Consider the following 11,493-nt stretch of genomic DNA (forward strand, 5'->3'; position numbering starts at 1 on the left):
TCACACCTTCGCTTCGCAGCCATCACACCTTCGCTTCGCAGCCATCCCTGCCACCCACAGGACCGCCATGAACGACGTCATTTCGCACAAGCTCCCGATCTACGGCCAGTCGCAGATCGCAGACATTGAAAAAGAGCTCGCCGAGTTCGAGCAGCAAGAGCGCCAGCGCCTCGGCCTCGAAGACACCAAGTACTGGACCGACGAGATGGTCGATCTCGGGTTCACCAAGTCGGAGAAGGCCAAGATCACCATGCTGCTCGGCGGGCTGACGGTCGCGCAGGACATGCTGATTGAAGCCGCGGTCAAGGCCGTGGGCTACAACATTTTGGCCCTCGATCGGCCCGACAACGAGTCGCTGCGGCTGGGCAAGGAGTTTGGCAACCGGGCCCAGTGCAACCCCACGTACTACACGGTCGGCAACCTGGTGAAGTACCTGACGGCGCTGCGCGACGAGAAGGGCATGGCCACCCAGGACATCATCGACAAGTTCGTGTTCTTCACGGCCGGGTCGTGCGGTCCGTGCCGGTTTGGCATGTACGCGACCGAGTACCGCAAGGCCCTGCGCGACGCCGGCTTCGACGGGTTCCGCGTGATGCTGTTCCAGGAGAAGGGCGGCGTGGATCAGGCTACCGGTGAGGACAGCGGCCTCGACATGAGCCCCAAGTTCTTCGCCGCGATCATTCGTGGTCTGCTGATCGGCGACGTGATCAACGGCCTCGGCTACCGGATCCGCCCCTACGAGCGCGTGCCGGGGGCCACCAACATCGCGCTCGAGCAGGCCAAGAAGGTCTGCTACGACGCCTTCACCGACAAAAAGCCGCTGATCCCCGCGCTCCACAAGGCCAAGAAGATCATGGCCGCCGTCGAGGTCGACCACATGAAGGTCCGGCCCTTCGTCGGCATCACCGGCGAGTTCTGGGCCATGACCACCGAGGGCGACGGCAACTACTACATGCAGCGCTTCCTCGAGCAGGAGGGCGCCGAGGTCAAGATTCAGTTCGTGACCGAGTGGCTGCTCTACAACATCTGGGAGGAGGTCGCCGACCTCGAGCAGCGCGAGCTGCTGCGCGAGCACGACCCCCAGAGCGGGCTCGAGGACAAGGGCCGGTTTGGCGCGTTCAAGAAGCGCAGCTTGCTGTGGATGGCCCAGCAGGCCGTGCGCGCCGGGTGGACCACCTACTCGGAGATCATGGGCTACCACGACTACCACCTGCACAGCGTCGCCCACGGGACCGAGACCGCCAAGGGCTTCTACAGCTCCGAGCTGCGCGGCGGCGAGGGCCACATGGAGGTCGCCAACACGATCAGCAACTTCGTGGATCGCAAGACCAACATGACCTTGAGCGTCAAGCCGTTCGGCTGCATGCCCAGCTCGGGCATCAGCGACGGCGTGCAGTCGGTCGTCGCCGAGCGCTACCCCGGCACGATCTTCTGCGCCGTCGAGACCAGCGGCGACGGGGCCGTGAACTTCTACTCGCGCGTGCAGATGTTCCTGTTCAAGGCCCAAAAGGCGGCCGAGAAGGAGCTCGAGAGCGCGCTCGAGGACTGCGAGCTCACCCTCGATCAGGTCAACGAGTACATCGCCAAGACCCCCAAGTTCAGCGACACGCTGTACTTTCCCAGCCAGCGCAAGATCGCCGCGTGCAAGGCCGCCCGCATGGTCTACGACGTCCGCGATCACATGAACACCACCGCGTGGGAGCGCGGGTTGATCAAGGCCCGCAAGCTCGCCGACGACGCGGTTGGGCTGGCGAACGCCACCCGCGACGCCTCGCCCGCGCTCGCGCGGGGGGCCAAGGTGGTCGCGCGCGAGCTCGGTGAAGAGGCGATGCTGCAGCTTCAACAGCGGGTGCCGCTCGAGAAGTTGCCCGTGATCGGCTCGCGCTTCGCGGCGCGCTCGGTACACTGATCTGGACGTCGTTCGGTCAACGCGGCTCTCGGCGCTCGCCGGAGCCGCGGTTTCTCGGTGGGCCGGCCCAGCGCATCGTCGCTAGCCTCGCCGGGACCTCGTCAGCATTCAGAACTCGTGGGGGCCGCCCGGTCGTACCAACCCGCATGACCGTGTCCGCGTCCGCTACTTCGCGGCTTCGTCGAGCTCAGTCGCGACCTCGCGGAGCCGCTCCGCCCCCGCACGATCACCCAGGCTGACCACCACCCCGATCACGACCGACAACACCATCGCAGGCGGCAGCTCGCTGAGCTGCGCGACGACGGCCCCAACCGCGCCGAGCTTCGGCACCACGAAGGTAAACAGCGGCACCGCCAGGAACCCACTGATCATCGCCGCCAGGGCCCCGCGCTTGGTCATGCCACGCCAGAACACCGACAAGATGATCGTTGGGCAGAACGTCGCCGCGATCCCCGACCAGCCGAACAGCACGTACCAAAACACCGACTGCCGACCCGTCATCCCGGCCACGCCAAACGCGATCGCCAGCGCCCCCACGGCCAGCCCCAGGGTCACCCAGCGGCTCAGGGACACCAGCGCCTCATCGCGCAGCTCCGGGTGCAGGACCTTCTGGTGGTAGTCGCGGACGACCGCGCTCGCGGCCAGCACCAGCAGCGAGTCGACCGTCGACATGATCGCGGACAGCACAATCGCAATGAACAGCCCGACCAACGCCAGCGGCAGCAGCTGCTCGACCAGCTGCGGGAGCACGTTCTCGGCCTTCAGACCCAGCACCGCCTCGACGTCGTCACCGGGGCCGGTCAGCAAGTAGCGCCCCACCATCCCGGTCAGCACGGCGCCCGAGTCCGCCAGCAGGGTCCACGCGATCGCTACGCCCGCGCCCTTGTTGATCTCGCCCTCGTCGCGCAGCGCCAAGAAGCGCACGAAGATCTGCGGCGAGCCCATGAACCCCACGCCGATCGCAACCAGGCCGACCACGCTGAGCACGGCGCCCAGGCTCCACGCGCCCTGCCCCGACCAGCTCAGCAGATTGGGCTCGATCCGGGTCAATCCCTCGCTCACGCTGCCCCAGCCGCCGGCGACCACAAACCCGACGATCGGCAGGCTGACCAGACCCAGGAACATCAGCAAGCCCTGGAAGATGTCGGACCAGACCACGGCCACGAACCCGCCCGACATGATGTAGATCAACACCACGACAAAGCCCACGAGCGCGCCGACATAGTAATTCCAGCCCAAGAAGCCCTCGAAGGCGGCCCCGGTCGCGTGGATCTGCGCCGACACATAGATCGTCACAAACACCACGAGCCCGATCGCGGCGACCCGGCGCAGCAGCTGCGCGTCATCTCGAAATCGAGATTCCAGATAGTCGGGGATCGTGATCGAGTCATAGCGATCCGTGAGCCGCTTGAAGCGTCGCGCCATCAACAGCCACGCCCCCATCACGCCCAACACCTCGCCGAGCACCACCCAGAACGCCTTGACCCCGACGAACGCGCCCATTCCCGTGAGCCCGAGCAGCAGCCACGCGGACTCCCCGGTCGCCCGGGCCGAGAACGCGATACCCAGAAATCCGAGGTTCTTCCCGCCCGCAAAGTAGTCGCGCATGTTCTTCATGCGTCGCGAGGCCGCCGCGCCAATCCCCAGGAGCACGCCCAGGTACAGCAGGATGCCGACTAGCTTGAAGATCGTCTCGTACGATTCGCGCATGTGCGGCCCAGGCTAACACTGTCGTCAGCTGGGGCCAGGCGCCTGTGGGTGCGGGCTAGACCCGTCACTGCCGCGCGCTGAGCCAGGTCGAGACCTTCTCAATCAGCTTCGGCAGGCTCTGATCCAGCTCGGCCGCGGCGTCCTGTGCCTCGAGCATCGCGAGGCCAGCTTCGGCCTTCTCCAGCCCGACCTGCTCGTGCCCGAGACCCACCAACACCTGGCCAAGCAAAAAGTACGCGCGCCCGGTCTCGATCGGCTCGTCAGCGGCCTCGAGGGCAGTGAGGGTCGGCTCGAGTAACGCGCGCGCGCCAGCTAGATCCCCGCGCGCGAGCTTGATCGAGGCGACATCGAGCGTCAGCTCCAGGGTCTTGGGATCGGCGTCCCCGTGGATCCGCCGGGTGATCTCGAGGGCTCGGTTCGCCAGCTCGCTGGCGGCTTCGAGGTCGCGGTCTTCGATCAGGTGAAACTGCTGGTCGAGCACCCCGGCCAGACGCCTGCCTTGATCGGTGGTGTCAGCCTCGAAGATGGCGGCCGCGCGCCGCACGTATTCAAGCGCAAGCTCGACGTCGCGGGGCTCGACGGCGGTGGCCAGGTTCACGTAGGCCTCGCCGGTGTCGAGGTTGTCCGGCCCATAGCGCCGCTCGTAGACCTCCTGAACGTGGCGCAGGTGCGGCTCGGCCTCGGCGTGCTTGCCCAGCTTGATCAGCGAGATCCCAAGGTTGCTGCGGACGTCGATCGTGGCGATGTGATCGGCGCCGAGCTGCTGCGTGCGCATGGTCAGAACCCGCTCGAACTGATCCGCCGCCGCTTGCACCCGCCCCTGAACCAGATGGGCGACCGCGAAGTTGGACAGCACGCCAGCGAGCGCGGGATGGGTCGGCCCGTAGTGTCGCTCGAGGATCTTCAGCGCCCGCTGGAAGCTGGCCTCCATCTTGGCGTGCTCGCCCCGGACATACTCGACGCGTCCGACCGCAGCGATCGTCGGGACGAGCTCGATGTGGTCCTGGCCCAGCAGCTCCTCGCGCAACATCAAGCTCGCGCGCGCGGCCGCGTGTGCAGCCTCGAGCTCGCCGCGCTCCGTCAGCCCGCGCGCGCTGAACATCAGGAGCTCGCTCTCGAGCTTGGGGTCGCCGCCGAGATGTTGGATCCCCGCGGCCGCGATCCCCTGCCAGTGGTCGGCCTCGCGCAGCCGATGCTGGCGAGCCACCAACATGCCGACCAGGGCGATCGCAGCCTTGGCGAGCAGCTCATCGTGGCCGCTGGCGATCCCGGCTGCCACCGCCTGGGACAGGTCGTCCTCGGCGAGCTCGGGCTGGTCTAGGGCTGCCCGCACGCGCCCGCGCTCGTACACGGCTTCGGCCTCGATCGGCGGATAGTCGAGCGCTGCGGCCTGCTCCACCAGCGGCCCGGCGAGCGCCGCGGCGGCGTCCAGGCGCTCGGCCGCTCGCATCGCCGACACCCGCGCGAGCTGCCCGCGCAGCTGCTCGACCTCGGCGAGCACCTTCGGATCTTCGGGCGGGGCGACCCGCGCCAACAACAGCTTGGTGTCGCCGCAGCGGGCCACCCCAGGCAGCTCGGAGGCCATCCGTTCGACGTTGGCGAGCAGCTCGCGGTCGGGCTGATCGAGCAGCTCCGTCAAGCTTCGCAGCTGATGCAGGCGATCGCCGAGACACGCGACCTGCAGATCCAACATGCGCAGCGACTGCTGGTGGTGCACGTGGGTGGCCTCGCAGGCGTCCCGGTGCATCGCCAGCCACTCACCTGTGTAGGCATTGAGCGTGGACTCGAGCGCCCGCCAGGTCTGCGGGCCGTACTCGATCCCACTCGCGTCGATCGCCGCGTGGATCTCTCGCTTGCGGGCGCCGTCCCAGACATCGACGAGCAGCTGCTCGGCGGCCACACACGAGCGCGTGGGATCGTCGGCGTCATCATTGAGAAGCGCGACGCCCAGCCCCACGCCGCCGAGCACCACCGCCAGCGAGATCGCGGCCACGCCCATGCGCCGCCGCTCCGCGCCGACATCACGGCTCAGCGCACGGATCAGCTCATCCATGTCGGCGTAGCGATCCTGGGGATCCCGCGAGAGCCCGCGCAGCACCACCTTGCGCAGCCAGCCTGGGACCTTGGTGCCGGCCGGCGGCTCGCGGACCTCGCCGTGGAGCACTTGAAAGGTCAGCGCCGCCACGTTCTCCCCCGCGTACGGCCGCTCGCCGTACAGCGCCTCGTATAGCGCGACGCAGTACCCAAATTGATCGCTGCTCGCGTCGACGACCGCGCCCGCGTGGGCCTCGGGGGACATGTACGCGGGCGTGCCCATGACCGCGCCCGTGACCGTCATCCGCGTGTCCAGGCTCGAGCTGGCCGCCGCTGGCGTCACCGGTTGGCTCGCCTGCGGGGGCTTGTCCGCGTGGCCCCGCGCGAGCCCGAAGTCAGCGACCAACACCCGGTGATCCGCGCCCAGCAGCACGTTGTCGGGCTTGAAGTCGCGGTGGATCAACCCTGCCTGGTGCGCGGCCGCGAGCCCTCGCCCGGCCTTGATCAACACCTCCAGCGCCTCGCGCCAGCCCGGCTGGTCGTCCTCGAGCCACTGCCCCAGCGTCCGCCCCTCGACGAACTCCATGGCCATGAACACCTGGTCCCCGAAGGTGCCGACGTCGTGGACGGTGAGCACGTGAGGGTTGGTCAGGCGCGCCATTGCCTGGGCTTCGCGGACCAGCCGCGTCGCGCCGCCCGTGCTCGTCGAACCGACGCCGCGCTGGGCGTGCAGCAGCTTGATCGCGACCTTGCGATCGAGCTCGGGGTCGTAGGCCGCGTAGACCTCCCCCATGCCACCCACGCCGACCCGCTCGAGCACCAGGTAGCGACCCAGCGCCGAGCCGCGGGCAAGCCGAGCTTGCGCGTCGAGATTGGGCGGCGCGCTCGGCTGTTCGGAGGGACCGTCCGCGAGCAGGGTCTGCTCATCACCCTCGCTGAAGGCCTTCGCCATCGACCAATGGTACCCCGGCGCTGGGGCGGGCCAAGGCCAACGAGCCCGCGGCCGCGAGCGCCTGTGCCAACATGCCCGCAGCCATGGAACTCAGCCAGCTGCGAGCTCTCATCGCGGTCCTCGACTCGGGATCGGTGCTACACGCCAGCAAGGCCCTCAAGGTCTCGCGTGGGACCCTGTACGCGCGGATGACCGCGCTGGAGGAGAACCTCGGCCTCAAGCTGCTCGTCAGCACCAATCAGGGTGTGATCGCCACGGACTACGGCCGACAGTTCGCCGCCGAAGCACGCGCGTTGCTGGCCACCGCCGACGCGATGGCGCGAGCGGCCAGGCGCCAGCGCGACGAGCTGCTCGGCGAGCTGTACATCCGCGCGTCTGTCGGCCTGCCGCCGCAGCTGCTCATGGTCCTGATGCGGCAGATCGGCAAGCGCCACCCCGAGCTCGCGGTCCGCTTCGAGATCACCCGCGACCCGGCCGCAGATCTGCCCGCGGACACGGACCTCGTCCTGCACTTCGCCCCGGCCGTGCCCGCGGGGCCGTTTCGTACCTTCGTGCTCAGTCGGTTTCCCGAGCACTTGATCGCCAGCACCGAGTACCTCGATGCCCACGGCCGCCCGCAGACGCTAGAGCAGCTCCGCGAACACCAGCTCATGAGTTGGTGCCCGCCCGGCGAGGACGGCTCGTGTCTGCCCTTGCTCGGGGGCGGCAGCTTCCCGATCACGCCCGACCTCGTGAGCGATCAGGTCTACGTGCTTCATTGTCTGGCCGCCGCCGGTCATGGCATCGCGCTGCTGCCCGACAGTCAGCCGATGCGCCACCTGATCCCTGGGACCCCGCGCGAGGTCGTGCTGCCAGATCTGGTGGGTCGTCGGAGCTCGCTGTGGGCGCTGATCCCCGAGGCGCAGGCCGACACACCGCGCAGCCAGGCCGCGGCGCGGCTGATCCGTGAGGTCTGCAGCGGCGTGTTCTCGCTTCACGTCGAGCAGATCCCAGAGGGGTGACGCACAGACTCCTACGCGCGAGCCGTTCTCCGGCTAAGATCGGCTGTGCGCGCCTCGATCTCGACTGCCTTGCTCGTGTTCGTCGGCGCGTGCGTCGACAACCAGTACCCGCCGCTCGACCCTGCCGTCGACCCGCTCACCGAGGGTGAGTGGTACCGACCGACGACGACCACGACCTGGCAGTGGCAGCTGCAGGTCCGTGAAGGTCAGGCCGGGCTCAACACCAGCTATGCGGTCGACGTCTACGATCTGGATCTGTTTGACGTCAGCGCCGAGCAGATCGCAGCGCTTCAGGATCAGGATCGCCGAGTGATCTGCTATTTCTCCGCCGGATCATGGGAGGAGTGGCGCGAGGACGCCGACGCGTTCGATCGCGCCGACCTCGGCGCCAAGCTCGACGGCTGGGCGGGTGAGCGGTGGTTGAACATTCGCTCGCCCAAGGTCATGGAGATCATGCTCGCGCGCCTGGATCTCGCCGTGCAGCGGGGCTGCGACGGGGTCGAGCCCGACAACGTCGACGCCTACACCAACCACAGCGGGTTCGAGCTGCTGGCCGAGGATCAGCTCGCGTACAACCGAGCGCTGGCCAACGCCGCGCACACCCGGGGTTTGGCGATCGGGCTCAAGAACGCTGGTGATCAGGCCGTGGAATTGGTCGATTACTACGACTTCTCGCTCAACGAGCAGTGCCACGAATATGACGAGTGCGCGCAGCTCCAGCCGTTCACCCAGGCAGGAAAGCCGATCTGGAACGCCGAGTATGTCTCACCTGACAACCTCGCTACTGCGCAGGCCGCCGCGTTCGAGCTGTGCCCGCGCGCCGAGGCGGCGGACATCCGCACGCTGGTGCTGCCGCTCGAGCTCGACGACGCGTTTCGCGTCAGCTGTGACTGACGGACGTGCTCAGCCCTGCGGGTTCGGGTTGATCACCCCAGTCCCGGTCCCGCCGAGGTATGCGTAGCTGTCGTACGAATCGTAGCCCACGATCACGATCGAGAACGCCGCGTCGCCGCCGTCGAACACGTGAATGCCGTCGGCGACCGGCACCCGCGCGACCTCGTAGCCGCTGTTGGCGACCGGGATGAACAGCGCGTCATTGATCGCCACGCCGTCGAGCTCGATCGTCGCGCCCTCGGGCCGGGCGACCACGGCGACGTCGGTGACCCAGGTGCCGGGCACCAACACGACGTAGCGCGGCAAGAATTGCTCGACCGGACTCAACTGCACCATCGCCGGATCGCCGATGTTATTGGCCCCAGGGTTCTGGGCGCCGGTCATGTAGTTGATCACCGCGATCGGCTTGTTGGCGTCGATCTCGAAGTCACCGGGCACCGCCTGGACCCCGCCCACGTACATCTCGACCAGGTCGCCAGCGTTGAGGTCGACCTGGTTATTCTGGATGCCAGTGACCTCGGGGTCGGCGCTGATCGTGACGGTGGTGCCGTCCTCTGACGCGTAGATCTGCCACAGCGAGGTGTCGACGGCGGGGCTGCGCGGGGGGACCCGCGAGGCGATGAAGTGCTGGCCCCACAGGCGCACGCCCGAGAGCTGCTCTTCGATGTGATCACACGCCTGCACGTTGGTCGGAATGAAGGTGCACTCGTTGCCCGAGAACACCGCGACCGGGTGATCCTCGTCGGTCTCGACCCGGGTCCCGGTCAGGTGGCTGTCGGGCGTCTGCGTCATGACCTCGGCGAGGTCGCCCTCGTCGAGGCTGATCATGAACGGCACGTTGGGTTGGCCGGCCGGGACCCCGGTGCCGGCCATGGTCGCAATGTTGGGTGTGACCGTGACCTGCGTGCCGTCGTGCGCGGCGATGATCGAGACATACGAGCCCTGGTTGCCAAAGCCGTCGTTGATGACCCGCCACCCGACCACGTGATTGACGCGATCCCAGGTCGGGACCGGATACAGCATGGAGGCGTCGGACAAGAACGAGCTCGAGCCGTCGACCGGGTTGAACTGATAGGCGATGATCGGCTCGTCGGAGCTCACCCGATACGCGCCACCGACCTTCTTTCCGCTGTTGTCCTGGTTGAACGACGGCAAATTGAAGGTATGCAGATCGAGCGGGGCCACGACCACGGGCCCGGCGATCACGCTCCAGTTCCCGCCCATTTTGGACTCCACGGTCACCGTCGCGGGATCGTCGATCTGCACGTTGGACACGGCGATCGCAAACTGCTGGTTCTCCGCCGCGTCGTGCGAGTCGAGGTCGGCGCCGAAGAACAGGCAGCCCACGGTGCTCTCGCCAGCCTCGGCCTGCTGGCAGGTCTCGGGGATGATCGGGCCTTGCTCACCGCCGCCCGAGTCGGGCACCGCGGACAGGTCGAACTTGGGGCCGCCGTCGGGGTCACCGTCGCCCGGATCTCCGTCGCCTGGATCTGTGTCGCCCGGGTCGCCGTCACCCGGATCTCCGTCACCCGAATCTCCGTCTCCTGGACCGCTGGTACCGAGGCTGACCCCGATGCCACTGTCGAGCTCCGCGCCAGTGTCACGGCCACCGCCACCGCCACCGCACGCGGGCCCGATCGAGCAGAGCGCAGACAGACACACGAGTGAGAGCGATCGATTGAGCTGATGCATAGGGACGACCTCGGCGAGCCGATGATAACGCGGCCGCGGCAGCCTTGCTCGCTTGCGGCAACTGGGCTACACGCGAGCGCGTGCTGACGGTCCTCGACGTCAACAACTTCTGGAGCCCAACCGGCGGCGGCGTGCGACGCTACGAGCTCGAGAAGGCCCGGGTGCTGGGGGCCCGCGACGACGTTCGGTTTGTGTTCGCGCTGCCGGGCAAGACCACCAAGCGCGAGCAGATCAGCGAGAACGTCGTGTTCGAGCACATCGGCGACAGCGTGCCCTCACGCGGGCAGTACCGGAACATCGTGATCAGCCGGGGTCTGCGACGGGTCGTCGAGCGGCACCGCCCGGACGTGATCGAGTGCGGCTCCCCGATCTTCCTGCCGCCGCTGGTCCGGCTCGCCGCCGCCGCGATCGACCCAGCGCCCGCGTTGGTTGGATTCTGGCACGCCGACTTTCCACGCACCTATACAGGCCTGGGCATGCGCCTGCTGCATCCGGCGCTCGAGCCCTACGGCGAGCAGTTCGGCTGGTGGTGGATGCGTCGGGCGTTTCGCAGGTTCGACGCGATCTTCGTGGCGAGTCGCTGGGTCGGTCGCAACCTGCAGCGCAACGGGCTCGAGCGGCTGTACTACACGCCGCTGGGTGTCGACACCGACACCTTCAGCCCGCAGCGGCGCGACCCCGAGCTGGTCGCGCGGTTTCGCGGCGGCGCGTCGGACCGGGCGATCCTGTTGTTCCCGCACCGCTTCTCGGAGGAGAAGGGCCTGCGCAACCTGCTGAGCGCCTACGCGATCCTACGCGAGCGCGTGAGCCCGGTGCCTGCGCTGGTGTTCGCCGGGACCGGCCCCGAGCAGGACCTGGTCGAGCAGGCGGCGCGCGAGCATGACCACGTGCACTTCGTCGGCTACCTCGACTCGCGCGAGCAGCTGGCCGCCCACTTCGCGTCATGCGACATCTGCCCGTGCCTCTCGAAGTTCGAGACCTTTGGCTTGTCCACCGCCGAGGCGCTGGCCTCGGGGCTCTCGGTCGTGGCCGCCAACGAGGGCTGCGCGGGCGAGCTGGTCGAGGACTGTGAGGGCGGGCTGACGGTGCCCTACAACGACGCGCCCGCGCTCGCCGAGGCGATCGCCTCACTGATCGAGGACGGTCAATTCGAAGCTCGCGCGCAGCGGGGTGTCGCCTACGCCAAGCAGCTGAGCTGGGACGCCACGTTCGAGCGAGAGCTGCGGTTCTATCGTGAGATCATCGAGCGCAAGCGCGGCGGCTTGCCAGTCGAGACCGGGTTTCACGGGCTCGGTTGAGAC

General features: G+C 67.9%; 7 protein-coding genes. 4 read left to right on the forward strand and 3 right to left on the reverse strand.

Translation table 11 applies throughout. The features are described from left to right. The first annotated feature begins 67 nt into the window (after nucleotides 1-67). The gene (locus ENSA7_RS29350; RefSeq protein WP_181234232.1) at nucleotides 68-1,909 is read left to right on the forward strand and encodes a 2-hydroxyglutaryl-CoA dehydratase; all 1,842 of its coding nucleotides are present in this window, start codon (nucleotides 68-70) and stop codon (nucleotides 1,907-1,909) included. A gap of 165 nt (nucleotides 1,910-2,074) precedes the next feature. Here ENSA7_RS29350 and ENSA7_RS29355 read toward each other — a convergent pair whose 3' ends face one another. Beyond that, on the reverse strand, nucleotides 2,075-3,619 hold the full coding sequence (locus tag ENSA7_RS29355) for a sodium/proline symporter (RefSeq protein ID WP_219908079.1): 1,545 nt from the start codon (nucleotides 3,617-3,619) through the stop codon (nucleotides 2,075-2,077). 64 nt (nucleotides 3,620-3,683) lie between these two features. Next, nucleotides 3,684-6,605, reverse strand: coding sequence for a serine/threonine-protein kinase (locus ENSA7_RS29360; RefSeq protein ID WP_106092682.1), 2,922 nt, complete (start codon nucleotides 6,603-6,605; stop codon nucleotides 3,684-3,686). Between the two features lie 83 nt (nucleotides 6,606-6,688). Here ENSA7_RS29360 and ENSA7_RS29365 point away from each other — a divergent pair, with 83 nt between their 5' ends. Then, a complete protein-coding gene (locus ENSA7_RS29365; protein ID WP_181234233.1) occupies nucleotides 6,689-7,606 on the forward strand; it encodes a LysR family transcriptional regulator in 918 nt (305 codons plus the stop codon). 45 nt (nucleotides 7,607-7,651) lie between these two features. Further along, nucleotides 7,652-8,500 (forward strand): endo alpha-1,4 polygalactosaminidase, encoded by an 849-nt coding sequence (locus ENSA7_RS29370; RefSeq protein ID WP_106092684.1) that lies wholly within the window; start codon nucleotides 7,652-7,654, stop codon nucleotides 8,498-8,500. A gap of 9 nt (nucleotides 8,501-8,509) precedes the next feature. On the opposite strand, the gene ENSA7_RS29375 is transcribed toward ENSA7_RS29370, so the two are convergent. Beyond that, nucleotides 8,510-10,192, reverse strand: a complete 1,683-nt coding sequence (locus ENSA7_RS29375) for an IgGFc-binding protein (RefSeq protein WP_106092685.1) — start codon at nucleotides 10,190-10,192, stop codon at nucleotides 8,510-8,512. An 80-nt stretch (nucleotides 10,193-10,272) separates the two neighbouring features. Here ENSA7_RS29375 and ENSA7_RS29380 point away from each other — a divergent pair, with 80 nt between their 5' ends. Beyond that, nucleotides 10,273-11,490, forward strand: a complete 1,218-nt coding sequence (locus tag ENSA7_RS29380) for a glycosyltransferase (protein ID WP_181234234.1) — start codon at nucleotides 10,273-10,275, stop codon at nucleotides 11,488-11,490. Nucleotides 11,491-11,493: the final 3 nt, after the last annotated feature.

Source organism: Enhygromyxa salina, assembly GCF_002994635.1.
In the GTDB taxonomy this organism is placed as follows: domain Bacteria; phylum Myxococcota_A; class Polyangia; order Nannocystales; family Nannocystaceae; genus Plesiocystis; species Plesiocystis salina_B.

What these genes read in the sequence shown, in the direction of transcription:
- ENSA7_RS29350 (WP_181234232.1), top strand. Translation starts at nt 68, where the DNA reads ATGAACGACGTCATTTCGCACAAGCTCCCGATCTACGGCCAGTCGCAG.
- ENSA7_RS29355 (WP_219908079.1), bottom strand. Translation starts at nt 3,619, where the DNA reads ATGCGCGAATCGTACGAGACGATCTTCAAGCTAGTCGGCATCCTGCTG.
- ENSA7_RS29360 (WP_106092682.1), bottom strand. Translation starts at nt 6,605, where the DNA reads ATGGCGAAGGCCTTCAGCGAGGGTGATGAGCAGACCCTGCTCGCGGAC.
- ENSA7_RS29365 (WP_181234233.1), top strand. Translation starts at nt 6,689, where the DNA reads ATGGAACTCAGCCAGCTGCGAGCTCTCATCGCGGTCCTCGACTCGGGA.
- ENSA7_RS29375 (WP_106092685.1), bottom strand. Translation starts at nt 10,192, where the DNA reads ATGCATCAGCTCAATCGATCGCTCTCACTCGTGTGTCTGTCTGCGCTC.